Here is a 16,928-nt window from a genome sequence, read left to right as displayed (position 1 = left end):
GCGCGCAATGCAGATCGAGGCGCCGCCTTCAGCCCCGACACCTTGCAGCGAGACGTGCCATCGCCGCTACCGCAACGCCCCCAGCAACCACGCCCACGCCGGCAAAGTGACCAGCGACAGCAGGATGCCGTAGCCGACCAGGGCGGCGGCCAGGCGCGGCGCCAGGCGATGCGAGATCGCCAGCAGCGCGGCGGTGATCATGGTCGGCATCGCCGATTCCAGCACGTTCGCCTGCAGCGCCTGCCCGCGCAAGCCCAGCGCCCACGACAGCGGCCAGGCCAGGGCCGGCAGCACCAGCAGCTTCAACAGTAGGCCGGCGGCCAGCGGCGCCAGTTCCTCGCGCGGCAGCCGCAACTGGATCGAGAACCCCACCGCCAGCATCACCAGCGGCAACATCGCGTCGGCCAGGTGCTGCAGACCGGAGGCGATCCACGCCGGCGGCTGCGCCGGCATCAGGGTCAGCGCGAACAGCAGCGCCCACAGCGGCGGGAACCGCGCCATGCGCAACATCGTCTGCCGCGGTGACGGCGGTGCCTCGCCGCTGTAGCGCGCCAGCACGTACAGGCCGAAGCTGGACAGCAGCACGAAGGTGCCGAACTGATCGTAGACCACCGCATACGGCAAGGCCGCCTCGCCGAGCAGCGCGCGCACCATCGGGTAGCCGATGAAGCTGGAATTGCCCAGCGCCACGCACAGCAGCAGCACCGCCTGCTGGTCGCGGCGCAGCCGCAACGGCCGGCGCAAGGCCAGCATCGCCAGCGCGCTCACGCCGGTCAGCAGCCAGGGGGTCAGCATCAGCCCGAGCAGTTCCAGGTTGAACTGCAGGCGCGGCACGTAGATCAGCACCGAGGCGGGCAGGCACAGGTACAGCACCACCCCGTTGAGCACCTCGGTGGTGTTGGCCGGCAGGACGCGCTGGCGCGCGAACAGCTTGCCGAGCGCGAGCATGACCAACATCAGGGCGAACGCATCGAAAGCCATCGGCACAGCACGACATCAGCGGGTACGCGGCATCATCGCATGGCATGCGCGCGTGGGCCGTCGAGGCGTCGCGCACAGTGGGCGATCCAGGCCTGGGTGGCGGCCTGGCCACACGCTGGCCGGCAACGACAGGCAGGGATCCGGCGCGAGTAGCCGGAGCAGCGACTCGGGCGGCGACCGACACGTCCCGCACACGGCATCTTTATGCGGCCGCTGCCGATGCCACGCCGACCTCGCGTCCAACGGCCGGCCGCATGTCCCTGCAGGAGCGATGACGCCGTCTCCAGCGCGATCAACCACGACACACGCCATGGAGCGCTGGGCGTGGACAACCATAGATGCAAGCAGCGGCTTAGCCGCGACCGGCGCCTGACGCGATCTGCATCCTGCGAGTGCCGATGCAGCCACCGAAGCCGCGCCTACCTTGCGCTTCGCGGCAGGCGGGCTCTCCATGCGGGAGTCAACTTTCATGCAGAGGCGACCCGCGAAGCGGCGCGCTTTTCGATGGCGCCATGCGTCGGGACTGAAGTCCCTCCCACACTGCACCCGGCGAACTCGCCGCAAGCCCCTGTGGGAGCGACAACACGTTGCCCTGTACGATCGGCCACGACCAGCGCCAAGGATTGCGCCGGTCGCGCCGCGCTCCTTGCACGCGCGTGTCTCAGGGCCAGGCCGGCGGCGCTGCCTTCCAGGCGGCCTGCACCTCGGCCAGGGTGGCGCGCTCGTCGTCGCGCCAGGTCGGCAGCAACGCGGCGAAATCGGCGCCGGCGCCCCATTTGTCCGGCCAGGTGCGCGCCGCCGCGGCGTACCACTTCACCGCCTCGTCCTTGCGCTGCAACCGCCACAAGGCCAGCGCCAGGGTCGGCGGGAGCCAATCCGGCGCTGCCGGGCGGCCGTTGACCAGGGCGCTCCACTCGCTCAACGCGCGCCCCGGGTCGCCGGCGCGCAGCAGATCCCACCCGTAGTTCCATTGCACCTGGCGCCGCTGCATGCCGGCGGGCAGTCCATGCAGCGCCGCCTGGTACAGCTGTTCACCCAGTTCGCGGCGGCCGCCGGCCATGGCGATGCCGGCCAGCTGCGCACGCGCCTCGTGGGCGTCGGGATTGCGCTGCACGGTGCTGGCCAGGCGATCGACCAGGGCATCGCCGCTGCCGGCGATGGCGGTCACCGGACGCGTGGTGCTGCGGTCTTCGTCGAAATAGAACTCTTTGGGTGCCGGCAATGCCTGCGCCCGCACGGTGGCCGCGGTGGCCAGACCGATGCAGGCCAGCATCGCGGCCACTGCGTATGTGTATGCCTTCACTGCTGCAATCCCCTGGAGTGATCCCCTCACCCGGGTCCCATCCTACCCCGCCCGCGCCGGCACGGACGAGAACGAGCGCAAAAATCGCCACTGATACAATCGGGGCGATCGCGCGCGGCAGGCGCTGCGCGCCCGCCAGCCTTCCATCTCCGGGCAAGCCATGAACCGCATCGCCGATCCGCGTCCGTCGTCCTCCCTTGCCGCCGCGACCACCGACGGCGTGGATACCGGCTATACGCTGGAAGACAAGTACACCCGCACCGACGGCCGCATCTACCTGTCCGGCGTGCAGGCGCTGGTACGGCTGCCGCTGATGCAGCAACTGCGCGACCGCGCCGCCGGACTGAACACCGGCGGCTTCGTCAGCGGCTACCGTGGCAGCCCGCTGGGCGGTTTCGACCTGGAACTGTGGCGCGCGCGCAAGCATCTGGACGCAGCCAAGGTGGTGTTCAAGCCCGGGCTCAACGAGGATCTGGGCGCGACCATGGTCTGGGGCACGCAGCAGACCAACCTGTTCCCCGGCGCACGCGTAGATGGCGTGTACGCCATGTGGTACGGCAAGGGCCCCGGCGTGGACCGCTGCGGGGACGTGTTCAAGCACGGCAACGCCGCCGGCACCTCGCGCCACGGCGGCGTGCTGGCGCTGGCCGCCGACGACCACGCCTGCCGCAGTTCGACCCTGCCGCACGGCTCGGAGGACGAGTTCGTCAGCGCGATGATGCCGGTGCTCAATCCGGCCGGGGTGCAGGACATCCTCGACATGGGCCTTCTCGGCTGGGCGATGAGCCGCTACACCGGGCGCTGGATCGGCTTCAAGACCATCGCCGAGACGGTGGAATCCTCGGCCTCGGTGGAGGTGGACCCGTTCGCGCGGCAGATCGTGCTGCCGGAGGATTTCGACCTGCCGCCCGGCGGCCTCAACATCCGCTGGCCGGATCCGCCGCTGGACCAGGAAATGCGCCTGCATCGTTATGCCGTGCGTGCGGCGCAGGCCTTCGCCCGCGCCAACGGCATCGACCGCACGGTGATGGACGCGCCGCAGGCGCGGCTGGGCATCGTCACCACCGGCAAGAGCTACCTGGACGTACTGCAGGCGCTGGAATACCTGGGCCTGGACGCGGACGCCTGCGCGCGCATCGGCATCCGCGTGTACAAGGTCGGCATGACCTGGCCGCTGGAGCCGCTGGGCATCGCCGCGTTCGCGCGCGGGCTGCAGGACATCGTCGTGGTGGAGGAGAAGAAGGCCTTCATCGAGCGGCAGATGAAGGAGCAGTTCTACAACTGGCCGGCCAGCGCCGGCCCGCGCCCGAGCATCGTCGGCAAGTACGACGAGGCCGGCGAATGGATCCTGCCGTCCACCGGCGAACTGACCCCGGCCACCATCGCCGGGGTGATCGGCAAGCGCATCCTGCGCCTGACCCAGGCCACGGCGCTCGACACCGGTTCGATCGAGCAGCGGCTGCGCTGGATGGAGGCCAAGGAAGCGGAGATGGCGTTGCCGCGTGCCAACTTCCCGCGCGTGCCGCACTACTGCTCCGGCTGCCCGCACAACACCTCCACGGTGGTGCCGGAGGGCTCGCGCGCGCTCGGCGGTATCGGCTGCCACTACATGGTGACGTGGATGGACCGCGCCACCGACACCTTCACCCACATGGGCGGCGAAGGCGTCACCTGGGCCGGGCAGGCGCCGTTCACCGACACCCCGCACGTGTTCCAGAACCTGGGCGACGGCACCTATTTCCACAGCGGCTCGCTGGCGATCCGCCAGTCGATCGCCGCCGGCGTCAACATCACCTACAAGATCCTCTACAACGACGCAGTGGCGATGACTGGCGGGCAGCCGGTGGACGGCACCCTCAGCGTGCCGGACATCGCCCGGCAGATGCGCGCCGAAGGCGTGCACACCATCGCCCTGGTCAGCGACGACATCGGCAAGTGGACGCGGCGCCGGGAGCTGTTCCCCAGCGACGTGGAGTTCCACGACCGCAGCGAACTGGACGCGGTGCAGCGGCGCCTGCGCGAGGTCAAGGGCACCAGCGTGCTGATCTACGACCAGACCTGCGCCACGGAGAAGCGGCGCCGGCGCAAGCGCGGCAAGCTGGCCGATCCGCCCAAGCGCGTGCTGGTCAATTCGCTGGTCTGCGAAGGCTGCGGCGATTGCGGCGAGAAGAGCTTCTGCGTGTCGGTGTTGCCCAAGGAGACCGAATACGGACGCAAGCGCCAGATCGACCAGTCCAGCTGCAACAAGGACTATTCCTGCGTGTCCGGGTTCTGCCCCAGCTTCGTCACCGTGCACGGCGGGCAGCCGCGCAAGGGCCGCAAGGCCGACGCCGCGGCACTGCTGGAGCAACTACCGGCGCCGACCTTCCGCAGCGACCTGAGCCAGCCCTGGAACATCCTCATCACCGGCGTCGGCGGCACCGGCGTGGTCACCATCGGCGCGCTGCTGGGCATGGCCGGACACCTGGAGGGCAAGGGCGCCAGCGTGCTCGACCAGACCGGCCTGGCGCAGAAGGGCGGCGCGGTCACCACGCATATCCGCCTGGCACGACAGCCCGAAGACCTGCACGCGGTGCGCATCGCCGCCGGCGAGGCGGACCTGGTGCTGGGTTGCGACATGGTGGTGGTCAACGACTACTGGGCGCTGTCCAAGGTGCGCGGCGACCGCTCGCAGGTAGTGCTGAACACCTACGAGGCGATGCCCGGCACTTTCACCACGCATGCCGACATGCAGTTCCCCGCCGCCGAGATCATTGCCGGCGTGCGCCTTGCACTGGGCGGGCGCGATCCACTGCTGCTCGACGCCACGCAGCTGGCCACCGCGCTGCTCGGCGACGCCATCGCCAGCAACCTGTTCATGCTCGGCTACGCCTGGCAGCAGGGGCTGGTGCCGCTATCGCATGCCGCGCTGATGCGCGCCATCGAACTCAACGGCGCAGCCGTGGCGATGAACCAGCAGGCCTTTGCCTGGGGCCGCCTGGCGGCACTGGACCTGCCGGCGGTACGGCGTGCCGCCGGCCTCACCGATCCTGCCGCGGACGAGCGCGAACGCCACGCCTTGGGCCTGCAGCAGTTGCCGCCGGGCGAGTGGGAAGGCCACGAAGCCGGCGCCAGCGCCGCGCCGCGCAATCCATCCAATCCACGTCCGGCGCGCGAACTGCCGGCTGGCGCCGACAGCAGCGAGGCCGGGTACGCGTCGCTGGACGACAGCCGCCTGTCGCGCTCGCTGCACGAGCTGATCGCGCGTCGCCATGCCTTCCTGGTCGACTACCAGGACGCCGCCTACGCCGCGCGCTACACCGCGCTGGTGGAGCGCGTGCGCGCCGCCGAGCAGCGCGTGGCCCCGGCCTCGACCGCGCTGACCGAAGCGGTGGCGCGCTACGCGTTCAAGCTGATGGCCTACAAGGACGAATACGAAGTGGCGCGGCTGTACACCAGCGGCGCATTCGCGCAGCAGTTGCAGGCGCAGTTCGAAGGCGACTACCGCGTGCGCTTCCACCTGGCGCCGCCGCTGCTGGCGAGCAAGGACGAGCAAGGTCGGCTGCGCAAGCGCGAGTACGGCCCATGGATGTTCACCGCGTTCCAGTGGCTGGCCAAGCTGCGCCGCCTGCGTGGCGGCACCTTCGACGTGTTCGGCTATAGCGCCGAGCGGCGCGGCGAACGGCAGCTGATCGTGGACTACGTCGCCACCGTGGACGAACTGCTGCAGCGGCTGCAGGCGGACAACCTGGCGCTGGCGGTGCAGATCGCCAGCATCCCGGAGCACATCCGCGGCTACGGCCACGTCAAGGAAGCGCACCTGCACGAAGCCAAGCAGCGCGAAGCGCGGCTGCTGGCGACCTGGCGCAATCCGAAAGCGCTGCATATCGTGCAGGCGGCCTGAGCGGGAGGCGCAGCGCCGCCACCGTGAGGCGGCGTCGCAGCAGCGGCACCGAAGGCGATCGACGGAACGCGGCGTGGCCCAAGCCGCGCCTGCAACGCTGCCGCGATTCCTAGTGCATCTGCGTCTGCCGTAGGAGCGGCATCGGCCGCGACCTGAATTCCATCAGGACGCAGGCCTGCCGCCTCGCCCAGGGTGGCTCGCTGCGGACCGCCACCACCCGAACCTTGCGCGGATCGCCATCGGTCCACGCTCGCACCATCATCGAAGGAGCATCGCGTGAAGCTGGGCAGCCTCGCATGTGTGGCGCTGGTGGGCGCCCTTCTGCTTTTCTACCTGCTGGCAGAGCACGCCGGCCCCTGGATCATGCCGCGGTTCATCACGATCCGTGTCGTGGCGGGACCCGATCGGCCACTCTCGGGTGCGAGGATTCGCGTCCTGCAGGACGTGTGGTCGATCCCGTGCCTGAGCTACATGGGGATCTCCGGCGCGAGTTGCGCATCGGGCAAATGGACGGTCTTCCATGGCCGCCTGGATCGCAACGGCGAAGCGCGGGTGTTGGTCTTCCAGGCAGCCGGGCTGCGGGCCGACGCGTATATCGCCTGCATCGATAGGAACCAGTACGAGGGCTACTTCGCGTACACCGATTGGCCAGAGCAGCAGGACGTGCAGCGTCTCACCCTGGACTACAAGCGCCTGGAGCAGCAACGAACAGGTTGCATGAACGGCTATGGAGAAGAACGGCTGGCGGCTCCGGCCTGGTGGGACGCCGCCTTGAAGGAAGACGCGGAAGCGGAGGCGCAAGCCAAGGCTGAGGCGCAGGCGGATGCGCAGGAGGACGATCCGTTGCAACCGACGGTTCAAGAACTTCCAGATCGTTCGCCGACGTCGGACAGTCTGTAGGGGTAAGGCCGTAGGAGCGGCTTCAGCCGCGACCTGCCAGGTCACCAGGCCACGATGCGGCCGATGCAAGCGAATTCCACGCGCCAGCAACATGCAATCGGATCCCGGCCGCTCGCGATGGTGTCGATGACGGAAGGGACTGCGCGTCGGGACTCAAGTCCCTCCCACATGGTTGCTTCCGTACACTCCGCATACGACACAGCGGCCCCAGGCAAGCGGCCGCTGTGTCGTATCAAGACGCGATTGGGTCGAGTGCCACTGCCACGTGGCAACTCGACCGAGTGGCATTCAACTCAACGAACGTTGAAATCAGACCCGCGGATCGGGCGGGTTGCCGTGGCCGGGACGATCGTAGCGATCGGAATCGAAGGCTTCGCGCACGGCCGCCTTGGCCTGCGCCCAGCTCAGTCGCGAGCGGTCCTTGACGCGTTCCCAGCCGCTTTCCAGATCCGACTCCAGGCGATCGTCCCAGACGCGATCGCGGTAACGGCTGCGCGCCTGCACGCCGTAGCGGTAGGCCGGGCGGTAGTCGTCGTAGCTGCTGTCGGTCCCACGGTAGTCCACGGTGTCGAAGCGATCGGCGTAGTAGCGGTCGCTGTCCTCGTAGGTGCGGTAGGTGGCATCGGCGCGCTGCCAGGAATCGCGCGCGGCCAGCCGCGCCTCGTCCCACTCCAGGCGCGAGTCGCCACGGCGCGTGCCCCAGTCGTGCGACAGCTCGCGCTCGTGGTCCTCCCAGCTGCGTGACGGATCCTGCTCGCGTGCCTGCAGGCCCAGCCCGTAGGCGGCGGCGTAGTCGCGGTCGTAGTCGTAATCGGCCTTGACGTAGTCACGGTTGCGGTATTCCTCGCGCCAGTAGGCATCCTCGCCGGTGGGGTCGATGCGCTCGGCCACGCCCTTGCCCGCCGCCGCGCCGGCGACCACGCCAACCGCCGCGCCGATCAGGGTGCCGAGCGGGCCGAACACGGTGCCGGCCAGCGCGCCCGCGGCCACACCGCCGGCGGTGCCGCCGATACCGACGCCGACCGGATGCGAGCCCGGGGTACCGGAGATCGGGTCGCGATTGAGATCGCGGGATTCGTCGTTGCTATGCATGGGAACGCTCCGTCGCAGAAGAAAGGTGCCGGCCGTTGCTGGTTTGCAGCGGCTGGTGTCGGCGCACAGTCGCAAGCCGGCGGTGAATCGGCCGTGGCATTGCAGTGAACCCGCCATGAGGGAGACAGTGCGTCTTCGTCACCCGGACGCAACGCATGCCCGTCAGGTCGATGGCCTCAGCGTTGCGGAGCTTGGCAGCCAACGCTCTGCGGCAAGGAGGCAGCGGTCAGTGAAGTGCCACCGTGCAGACACGTGGCGATGACATTGCTGACGCACTCAGATCGGCAGCGTCACTACACTGCATAGCGCCGCGGCGACGTTCGTACTGTCGTACTGTCGTACTGTCGCAGCCGTATTGCACGCATGCCGCGAGGCGTTGCGACAGAGGAAACGAGCGGCGTGCGCACGCCACCATGGATGCGTGACGACGCGCGTGTACGACGCACGCTAGCGTTCGCACACCCGCCAGCCGCGCTTAGACGCGCCGCCAGACCAGGCAGCGGTTGTTGGCCGGCATCGCCACGTCCTCCTGCAACGCCAGGCCCTGCGCCTGCGCCAGCGCGTCCACCGCCTTGGCATCGCGAATGCCGCTGGCCGGGTCGCGCGCCTTCAGCCACGCATCGAAGTCGCGATTGCTGTCGCTGGTGAAGGCGCCGCCGTAATTGAACGGACCGTACACCACCAGCATGCCGCCGGCGCTGGTTGCCAGCAGGTGGCCGACGCCAGCGAAGAAGGCCTGCACCGCCTCCCAGCCCATGATGTGCAAGGTGTTGGAAGTGAACACCGCATCGTAGCCGGTGTGGGGCCACGGCCCTTCGCGCACGTCCAGCGCCAGGGGCGGTGGCGTGTTCGGCAGGCCCGCCGACTCCAGCCACTGCGCGATGCCGGGCAGGTGCTCGGCGCGCTCGCTGCATTGCCAGGTCAGCTGCGGCAGCGCCGCGGCGAAGTGCACCGCATGCTGGCCAGTGCCGCTGCCGATCTCCAGCACGCGGCGGCGGTCGGCGAACTGCCGCTGCAGCACTTGCAGGATCGGATCGCGGTTGCGGTCGCAAGAGGGGGCGTAGGGTCGATCGCTCATCGTGTCGTGCACCTGTCTGCGCTGGGCCATGCCGCGGCGCCACGCAACGGCGCAAGCGGCGGCGACAGCCGGCTTATCCGCGCGAGCGCACGAAGATGCGCTTGCCGCCGCCTTCGTTGCCGCGCTCCTCCAGTTCGAAGTGCGCCGACAGCCGGCGCAGCAGGTCGCTGAGCTTCTTGTGCCCGTACAGGCGCGGATCGAAATCCGGGCGTACCTTGTTCAGATAGCTGCCGACGCTGCCGAGTCCGGCCCAGCCCTGGTCGTCGGAGGCTTCCTCGATGGCCTGGCGCAGCAGCGTCAGCGGCGCCGCCGCCTTGGTCTCGGTCGGCGCTGCCGCTGGCTCGGGCTTGGCCGGCGTCGCGGCCGGCTTCTTGCGGCCCTTGGCCGCCGGCTTGGCTGCGGCAGCGGGCTTGGTTGGCTCGGCGGCGCTGGCCTCGCTGCGCAGCACTTCGGTATAGATGAACTTGTCGCAGGCCTGCACGAAGGCGTCCGGGGTCTTGCGCTCGCCGAAGCCGTACACGGTCGGCCCTTCCTCGCGCAGGCGCTGCGCCAGGCGGGTGAAGTCGCTGTCGCTGGAGACCAGGCAGAAGCCGTCGAAGCGGCCGGTGTAGAGCAGGTCCATCGCATCGATGATCAGCGAGCTGTCGGTGGCGTTCTTGCCGCTGGTGTAGGCGAACTGCTGCACCGGGCTGATCGAGTGCTTCAGCAGCGCCTGCTTCCACTGGGTCATGCGCGTGCTGGTGAAGTCGCCGTAGATGCGCTTGACGCTGGCCAGGCCGTACTTGGCGACCTCGGCGAGCAGGCCTTCGATCACCGACGGCTGCGCGTTGTCGGCGTCGATCAGCACCGCCAGCCGCGGCTGGTCGTCGTCGCTGTCGGAACGATGGCGGGTTTTCATGGCGAAGCACCTGGCAGAGAACGGAGACGAAGGCGGCCGCAAGGCAGCGGCCGCCACTGTGCCACCGCCGCGCGACAACGGCCAGTCGCGACGCGCAGTACGCCGGTCAGTCCTGCGCCGCGGCCACCGGCGCTGTTGCCGGCAATGGCGGCAGGTCCAGGTGCCGGCGGAAGAAGCGCGCGATCACCCGCAGCGCCTGCTGGCTCTCCGGCAATGCGGTGTTCAGGTGGAAGGCGTGGCCCATGCCGTCCCACACGTGCAGATCGGCCTCGCGGCCCAGATCGACCAGCCGTGTATGGGTGTAGGCGACATTGCTCAACTCCGCCGCGCGCGTGCCGGTGATGAACAGCAGCGGCGGGAACTGCGCCAGCACCGCATCGGAGAACACCGGCGACACCAGCGGATCGTGGAAGTCCACGCCTTCGCCGTAGTACAGGTCTTCCATGATCGGCAGCGCCCCCTGCGCGTCGGGCAACGGCGCGTCGTTCACCGCCGCCACCACGTAGCGCGAATCGCCGCGGTAGCGCGCGTCGCCGCCGGCGCAGAACATGCCCGCCGCCGCCGGCATCGGCAGTTTCTCCTTGGCGAACCAGGCCAGCGACTCGCCGGTCAGCACGCCGCCGGCCGAGCAGCCGAACAGGCCGATGTGTTGCGACGCGTAGCGCTTGAGCGCGGCGCGGTAGACGGTGGCCACGTCTTCGCTGGCGGCAGGAAAGTGGTGTTCCGGGCCTTGCCGGTAGTCGACGCTGACCACGGTGACGCCGGTCATCGCCGCCACCGGGATCGCCTCCATCATCCCGAACGAGGCCGCGCTGCCCATCACGAAGCTGCCGCCGTGCAGTTCGATCAGCAGCCGCTGGCGTTGCGCCGGCGATGCATCGCGCGGCTGCACCAGGGTCACCGGCACGCCGTCCCAGGTGGTCCGCTGCAGCGTCACCCCATAGCGTTCGCGTAGGGGTTCCACCACGGTCTTCGCCCAGGCTTCCGTCTCGGCGCGGATGCGCGGCAGTTCGCGGCGCAGCGTGGCGTGGTCCATCTTCCCCAGCGGATCGCCGTGCGCCATGTCCTTGCGCGCAGCCGCCTGCGCCTGCGGGCTGAGGAAGGGCGACAACGGCAGATCGAACGCCGGCATGTGCCGCACCCCATCCTGCGGCGCATCGGCCGCGGCCTGTAGGGCCGACGGGAGCAGCCCCGCGATCAGCGCCAGCAGGCGCACTCCTTGCTTGTACTTCGCTCCGCTCACGTCCACCTGCCCTCCACGGCATCGATCGATCGCCGAGGATAGCGGGGCGGCGCGGGCGCGACTTTGCACGATCCCGCCGTTTCGCCGATGCGGCGCTATCTGCGTGCCGGCAAGGCCTCGTAGGCCTGGCGTACCGCCGCCTCGCCGTAGCGGCGCTCCAGCCGGCGCACGATGAAGTGGCCGCGCGCCATCGCCTGGAAGTGCGAGATGAACACCGTGTTGAGCAACGCGCCGCTGGCCGCGCCGACCAGCGGCACCGCCTGCGCCGCCAGCTTCTCGCTGACCGTGACCGAGAACTTGGCGGCGATGCGCGACAGCAGCGACACCAGCACCGGCGCGCCCTTGCTGCCCAGGCCATGCGCGGCGATGTACTGCGCCGCGGCGCTGAGTTGCTGCGCCATCGCCGCGCGCACCGCGAAATAGCCCGATTCGCTGCCGTCGTCGCGCTGGCTGCGGCCGCCGTGCGCCAGCACCTCCAGGCAGGCCAGGGCGGTGGCCGGGTCGTCCAGGCGCTCGCCTTCGGCGCGTGCGATGTCGGCAATCGAACGCAGCATCAGGGTGGTGGTCAGCGGCAGTTCCACCACCAGCCCGGGCAGGCCGAAGAAGCCGCCGGCGGCGCCGGTCGCCGCCACCGCGACCCCGTGCAGGCGCGGCCGCGCCCGCTCCGGCGCCTGCGTCCGCAAGGTCAGCAGTGCAGAGCGCAGCGCCACACGCAGCGCGCGCTGGCTGACCGCATCGATGCGCGAGGACAGCATCTTCGGCATGCGCTTGCTGATCAACGCCTCGATCGGCGCGCCCACCGTATTGGCGATCTTGGCCGCCAGGCCGGGGTATTCCAGCAGCGCACGCGCCTGGGCCAGGTCGCGGTGGTCGGCGGCATCCATCACGGGGACGGGCAGTAGCGAGGTCATGGCCGAGGCTCGTGGCGAAGGAGGCGACAGCATGCACCGGGCGGCGGCGGCATGGTGTCGAGGGCCGATGACCGCGGCAGGACATTCAGGAATCGGCGGAACATCCCCGCTAGATCCGCTCCAGCACGCGCTGGTGGGTGCGCGGCCCGAACCGGCCCACCACCGCGGCGGCCAGCAGCAGGCTGGCGGCAATGAAGCCCAGCACACCGCGGTGGCCGGTGCGGTCCAGCAGCATGCCGATCAGCAGACTGCTGGCGGCGGTGGACAAGCGGCTGAAGGAATAGCAGAAACCCACCGCGCGGGCGCGCAGCGCAGTGGGGAACAGCTCGGCCTGGTAGCCGTGGTAGGCGAAGCTCATCCAGGCATTACAAAAGGTGACCGCCGCGCCGCAGGCGACCAGCAGCAGCGGCTGCTGCTGCCAGGCGAACAGCAGGCCGAACAGCACCGCACCCAGCGCCGATACCACCACCTGCCACTTGTTCTCCCAACGCTGCGCCACGCCCATCAGCAGCAGCGGCGCAAGCGGATACGCCAGCGAGATGGCGAAGGCGTAGCCGAGGCCGTGCACGCTATCGGCGCCCTGCCGCGCCAGCAGCGCCGGCAGCCAGTTGCCGAAGCCGAAGAAACCGATCGCCTGGAAGATGTGGAAGCTCACCAGCATCGCCATGCGGCGCCGGTACGGGGCCTGCCACAGCGCGGACAGCTGCGGCGTCGGCACGGCCGGCACCGACGTCGGCTCCGGCGCCGGCAACGGCCGCCCCAGGTCGGCGGCGCAGCGCGCCTCCAGCCGCTGCAGCACCGCGTCGGCCTCGGCGTGGCGGCCCTGCGTGGCCAGCCAGCGCGGCGATTCCGGCAGGCGGCTGCGCAGCCACCACACCGCCAGCGCGAAGCCGCCGCTGAGCAGTGCCACCCAGCGCCAGCCGCTCATCCCCAGCGGCGCGTGCGGCACCAACGCCCAGGCGCTCAACGCCACCGCCGGCACCGCCAGGAACTGCACGCAGAACGCCAGCGCGAACGCCGCCCCACGCATCTGCCGCGGCACCATTTCCGACAGATAGGTGTCGATGGTGACCAATTCGATGCCCAGGCCGATGCCGACCACGCCGCGCCACAGGATCACCCCCAGCCCGCTGTGCTGCAGGCCCATCGCCACGGTGGCCGCGCTGTACCAGAGCAGCGCGAAGGAAAACACCGCGCGGCGCCCGAAACGATCGACCAGCGGGCTGAGCAGGCTCGCGCCGAGGAACAGGCCCAGGAACGTCGCCGACGCGAACGCGGCCTGGTCGGCGATGCCGAACACACCGGCCGCGCCCTCGGCGAACAGGCCGTCGCGCAGCAGGCCGGGGCTGAGGTAGGCGGTCTGGAACAGGTCGTACAGTTCGAAGAAGCCGCCCAGCGCCAGCAGCGCGACCAGGCGCCACAGGGTTCGGGTGGGCGGCAGGCGTTCCAGGCGCGCCGCCACCAGGGCGACGGGATCGGAAGCGGCAACGGCGGCATCGCGCATGCGGGCAGGTCCTGAGGGAGGAAACGCGCCGGCGCATGCTGCCCGATCCGCGCGCACGCGCGCCACCGCATCGGGCGCAAACTGCCGACCGCGCCGGATCGGCGTTCAGCCGGGTGTCGGCTTCGGCGCGGCCGGTCGCTGCGGGTGCCGGCAGCGCGTCAGCGCAGGAACAGGATGTCCAGGTCGCGCTCGGGCACGAAGTCGCGCTGGCGGAACTCGAAGGTCAGCGCATCGGTGCGCTGCAGTTCGCCGTCGAAGCACAGGCTGAGCAGGTCGCCGGGCGCGCGCTTCTTCAGGGTCAGGTGGAAGTCCTGGATCGGCCCCTTCCAGTTGGCGCCGGTGCGCAACACGTAGCGCAGGTTGCCCCACGCCAGGCCGTCGGCGCCGGCGCGGCGGCGCATGCGCTGCTGCATGGCGGCGTCCAGGCAGGTGGGCTTGGCGTATTCGCCGATCAGGTCGCTGACCGGCATCGGCACGCCGGTGGCGACGCTGGGCACATAGCTGTGGCGGATCGCCACCGCGGCGCCTGCCGGGAAGCGCTGCTGCCAGACGAAGTACTCGCTGAGGGTGAAACGCGGCTGCCCGTCCGCATCGAGCCAGCGTGCCGGCAGCGGCTTGCGACCGGCCGGGAGGGTGCCGCTCTCGACGTACGCGGCCAGGTCGTCGGGCGTCCAGCCGCTGGCCGCCCACGCGCGCGAGATGTCGCTGCCATCCAGCTTCGCCACCAGCCGGCGCTCGGTGCGCACCGGCTTGCCGTCCACCCACAGCTTGAAGTCGGTGAGCGTGCTGTGGTCGGCCATGCCGAAGTACATCGGCGGCATCGGGAAGGCGATCGGCACCAGCAGGTCACGCGTGCTGGTGTTGGTGAACACGTAGTCCACCTGCACCCGATCCTCGCTGATGAACAGATCTTCCTTGCTCATGCGGATGTCCGGCTGGCGGATCAGCTCGATCGAACCATTGGCGTCGCCGATGCTGCTGTCGTTGGCGAAGGCGGCGGCGGCGAACAGCAAGGGCGACAACAACAGGGGCAGCAGGCGGCGCGGCGAGAGGGTGGCGGTCATGGGCATCGGGGGAATCGGCGAGAGACGGCGCCGCAGCCGCAGCGCGGCACCGGCGAACGGGCGGGCATCATGGTAACCGCGGCGGCATGGCCTGCCGCATCGCACCCCGCCACCGCCTTTGCTACGGTAGCCGGCGCCGCCACGGGGGGAAGGCCATCGCCATGTTCAGAGCATTCGCAGCGCTGGCGCTGCTGGCATCCGCCGGGCTGGCCGCGGCACAGGCGCCGGGCACGCGCAGCTACGCCAACCCGATCGACCTGGACTACCGCTACAACTTCGAACAACTCAACGACGGCATCTCCTACCGCACCGGCGCCGACCCGGTGTTCGTGCGCTTCGGCGATGCCTACTACCTGTTCCAGACCCTGGCCGACGGCTACTGGTGCTCCAGCAACCTGCTCGACTGGCAGTTCGTCACGCCCAGCCGCTGGCCGTTCGAGAGCATCGTCGCGCCGGCGGTGGTCGCCGACGGCGACCGCCTGGTGATCATGCAGTCGGCCTTCGAACCGCGCCCGCTGCTGCAGACCCGCGACCCGGCCAGCGGCACGCTCGACTTCCTGACCCGGCTGCTGCCCAAGCTGCCGCGCGCCCAGCCGATCGGCACCGAGATGAAGGGCCGCCCGCTCAGCGACGTGCCGCCCGGTCCCTGGGACCCGGACCTGTTCATCGACGACGACGGCCAGTGGTACCTGTACTGGGGCTCGTCGGACCGCTATCCGCTGTACGGCATCGCCATGGACCGCAGTGCGCAGGGCTTCGCCTTCCGCGGCACGCCGACGCCGCTGCTTGCGCTGGATCCGGCGCAGCACGGCTGGGAGCGCTTCGGCCCCGACCACCGCGGCGCCCGTTTCCCCGACGGCAGCCCGATCGGCAGCTTCCTGGAAGGCGCGTGGATGACCAAGACCGGCGGCCGCTACTACCTGCAGTACGGCGCGCCGGGCAGCGAGTACAACGCCTACGCCAACGGCGTGTTCGTCGGCGAGCACCCGCTCGGCCCGTTCGTCTATGCGGCGTACAACCCGGTGGCGTACAAGCCCGGCGGTTTCATGCAGGGCGCCGGCCACGGTTCCACCTTCCAGGACGCGCACGCCAACTGGTGGAACAGCGGCACCGCCTGGATCGGCGCCAACTGGACCTTCGAACGGCGCATCGTGCTGTTCCCCGCCGCGTTCGCCGCCGATGGGCAGATGCGGGTGTCCACCCGCTTCGGCGATTTCCCGCATTGGATGCCGGAGGGGACGGTGGCCGACCCGGAGGCGCTGTTCACCGGCTGGATGCTGCTGTCCTACCGCAAACCGGCCACCGCCTCGTCCACCCTGAACGGCTTCGACGCCGACCGCGCTACCGACGAGGACCCGCGCAGCTACTGGGTGGCCGCGCGCAACGCGCCAGGCGAAACTCTCACCGTCGACCTGGGCGGGGAACGCAGCGTGCGCGCGGTACAGGTCAACTTCGCCGACTACCGCGCCGGCCGCTACGGCGATGCGCCGGACATCTACACCGCGTTCCGGCTGCAGCACTCGCGCGACGGCCGCCATTGGCTGCCGCTGGCCGAGGTCGGCGACGGCGCCGATCGCCGCGACCGGCCCAACGCCTACCTGCAGTTGCCCGCGCCGGTGCGCACCCGCTACATCCGCTACGTGCACGGCCACGTCGGCGCCGCGCACCTGGCGATCAGCGACCTGCGCGTGTTCGGCAACGCCGACGGCGCCCCGCCACCGGCGCCGACCGGCGTCGCCGTGCAACGCGACGCCGACCGCCGCAACGCCCGCGCGCGCTGGCAGGCAGTGCCCGGCGCCGTCGGCTACAACGTGCGCTGGGGCCTGCGCGCCGACCGCCTCACCCTCACCTACCAGGTGTTCGCCGACCGCGGTACCGACCTGGAGATCCGGGCGCTGAACCTGGACCAGGACTACGTGTTCGCGGTCGAAGCCTTCGACGAGCGCGGTGTCTCCCCGCTGAGCGCGCCCATCGCCGTGCCATGAAGCCATCACCGCCCTTCCCGTATGCTTGGCGCCACCTCGACCGCGCACCGGCGATGCGGCGCGCGGCAGGATCGGCTGCCGATCGA

General features: G+C 70.1%; 12 protein-coding genes. 3 read left to right on the top strand and 9 right to left on the bottom strand.

Annotated elements, in window-relative coordinates; translation table 11 throughout:
• Positions 1–66 precede the first annotated feature (66 nt).
• On the bottom strand, positions 67–981 hold the full coding sequence (locus QN245_RS00870) for an AEC family transporter (RefSeq protein ID WP_317844297.1): 915 nt from the start codon (positions 979–981) through the stop codon (positions 67–69).
• Between the two features lie 661 nt (positions 982–1,642).
• Positions 1,643–2,254 (bottom strand): tetratricopeptide repeat protein, encoded by a 612-nt coding sequence (locus QN245_RS00865; protein ID WP_184450278.1) that lies wholly within the window; start codon positions 2,252–2,254, stop codon positions 1,643–1,645.
• 190 nt (positions 2,255–2,444) lie between these two features.
• Here QN245_RS00865 and QN245_RS00860 point away from each other — a divergent pair, with 190 nt between their 5' ends.
• Together QN245_RS00860 and QN245_RS00855 are read left to right on the top strand one after the other, a co-directional pair.
• Positions 2,445–6,167, top strand: coding sequence for an indolepyruvate ferredoxin oxidoreductase family protein (locus QN245_RS00860; protein WP_317844296.1), 3,723 nt, complete (start codon positions 2,445–2,447; stop codon positions 6,165–6,167).
• 276 nt (positions 6,168–6,443) lie between these two features.
• On the top strand, positions 6,444–7,067 hold the full coding sequence (locus tag QN245_RS00855; protein WP_317844295.1) for a hypothetical protein: 624 nt from the start codon (positions 6,444–6,446) through the stop codon (positions 7,065–7,067).
• Between the two features lie 309 nt (positions 7,068–7,376).
• On the opposite strand, the gene QN245_RS00850 is transcribed toward QN245_RS00855, so the two are convergent.
• The 7 genes from QN245_RS00850 to QN245_RS00820 form a co-directional block, all read right to left on the bottom strand.
• Positions 7,377–8,159 (bottom strand): hypothetical protein, encoded by a 783-nt coding sequence (locus tag QN245_RS00850; protein ID WP_160964708.1) that lies wholly within the window; start codon positions 8,157–8,159, stop codon positions 7,377–7,379.
• Positions 8,160–8,634: 475 nt separating this feature from the next.
• Positions 8,635–9,237: a DUF938 domain-containing protein gene (locus QN245_RS00845; RefSeq protein WP_160964710.1), complete on the bottom strand. Its 603-nt coding sequence runs from the start codon at positions 9,235–9,237 to the stop codon at positions 8,635–8,637.
• A gap of 73 nt (positions 9,238–9,310) precedes the next feature.
• Positions 9,311–10,135, bottom strand: a complete 825-nt coding sequence (locus tag QN245_RS00840) for an NYN domain-containing protein (protein ID WP_317844294.1) — start codon at positions 10,133–10,135, stop codon at positions 9,311–9,313.
• 106 nt (positions 10,136–10,241) lie between these two features.
• Complete coding sequence (locus tag QN245_RS00835; RefSeq protein WP_425612934.1) at positions 10,242–11,345, bottom strand: alpha/beta hydrolase fold domain-containing protein; 1,104 nt, start codon at positions 11,343–11,345, stop codon at positions 10,242–10,244.
• 128 nt (positions 11,346–11,473) lie between these two features.
• Positions 11,474–12,289, bottom strand: a complete 816-nt coding sequence (locus QN245_RS00830) for an EcsC family protein (RefSeq protein WP_317844293.1) — start codon at positions 12,287–12,289, stop codon at positions 11,474–11,476.
• 109 nt (positions 12,290–12,398) lie between these two features.
• Positions 12,399–13,793 (bottom strand): MFS transporter, encoded by a 1,395-nt coding sequence (locus QN245_RS00825; protein WP_317844292.1) that lies wholly within the window; start codon positions 13,791–13,793, stop codon positions 12,399–12,401.
• Between the two features lie 158 nt (positions 13,794–13,951).
• Positions 13,952–14,857, bottom strand: a complete 906-nt coding sequence (locus tag QN245_RS00820; protein WP_317844291.1) for a DUF4424 family protein — start codon at positions 14,855–14,857, stop codon at positions 13,952–13,954.
• Between the two features lie 161 nt (positions 14,858–15,018).
• Here QN245_RS00820 and QN245_RS00815 point away from each other — a divergent pair, with 161 nt between their 5' ends.
• Entirely contained in the window at positions 15,019–16,842 is a 1,824-nt protein-coding gene (locus QN245_RS00815) for a family 43 glycosylhydrolase (protein ID WP_317844290.1), read from the top strand.
• The last annotated feature ends 86 nt before the right edge of the window (positions 16,843–16,928 follow it).

The organism is Xanthomonas rydalmerensis, from assembly GCF_033170385.1.
In the GTDB taxonomy this organism is placed as follows: domain Bacteria; phylum Pseudomonadota; class Gammaproteobacteria; order Xanthomonadales; family Xanthomonadaceae; genus Xanthomonas_A; species Xanthomonas_A rydalmerensis.
Note: the sequence above shows the minus strand (reverse complement) of the source record. Positions and strands in the feature narration are given on the sequence as shown.

Coding starts and splice junctions, on each gene's coding strand:
- QN245_RS00850 (WP_160964708.1), bottom strand. CDS start 8,159: ATGCATAGCAACGACGAATCCCGCGATCTCAATCGCGACCCGATCTCC.
- QN245_RS00840 (WP_317844294.1), bottom strand. CDS start 10,135: ATGAAAACCCGCCATCGTTCCGACAGCGACGACGACCAGCCGCGGCTG.
- QN245_RS00845 (WP_160964710.1), bottom strand. CDS start 9,237: ATGAGCGATCGACCCTACGCCCCCTCTTGCGACCGCAACCGCGATCCG.
- QN245_RS00860 (WP_317844296.1), top strand. CDS start 2,445: ATGAACCGCATCGCCGATCCGCGTCCGTCGTCCTCCCTTGCCGCCGCG.
- QN245_RS00830 (WP_317844293.1), bottom strand. CDS start 12,289: ATGACCTCGCTACTGCCCGTCCCCGTGATGGATGCCGCCGACCACCGC.
- QN245_RS00815 (WP_317844290.1), top strand. CDS start 15,019: ATGTTCAGAGCATTCGCAGCGCTGGCGCTGCTGGCATCCGCCGGGCTG.
- QN245_RS00870 (WP_317844297.1), bottom strand. CDS start 981: ATGGCTTTCGATGCGTTCGCCCTGATGTTGGTCATGCTCGCGCTCGGC.
- QN245_RS00820 (WP_317844291.1), bottom strand. CDS start 14,857: ATGACCGCCACCCTCTCGCCGCGCCGCCTGCTGCCCCTGTTGTTGTCG.
- QN245_RS00865 (WP_184450278.1), bottom strand. CDS start 2,254: ATGCTGGCCTGCATCGGTCTGGCCACCGCGGCCACCGTGCGGGCGCAG.
- QN245_RS00825 (WP_317844292.1), bottom strand. CDS start 13,793: ATGCGCGATGCCGCCGTTGCCGCTTCCGATCCCGTCGCCCTGGTGGCG.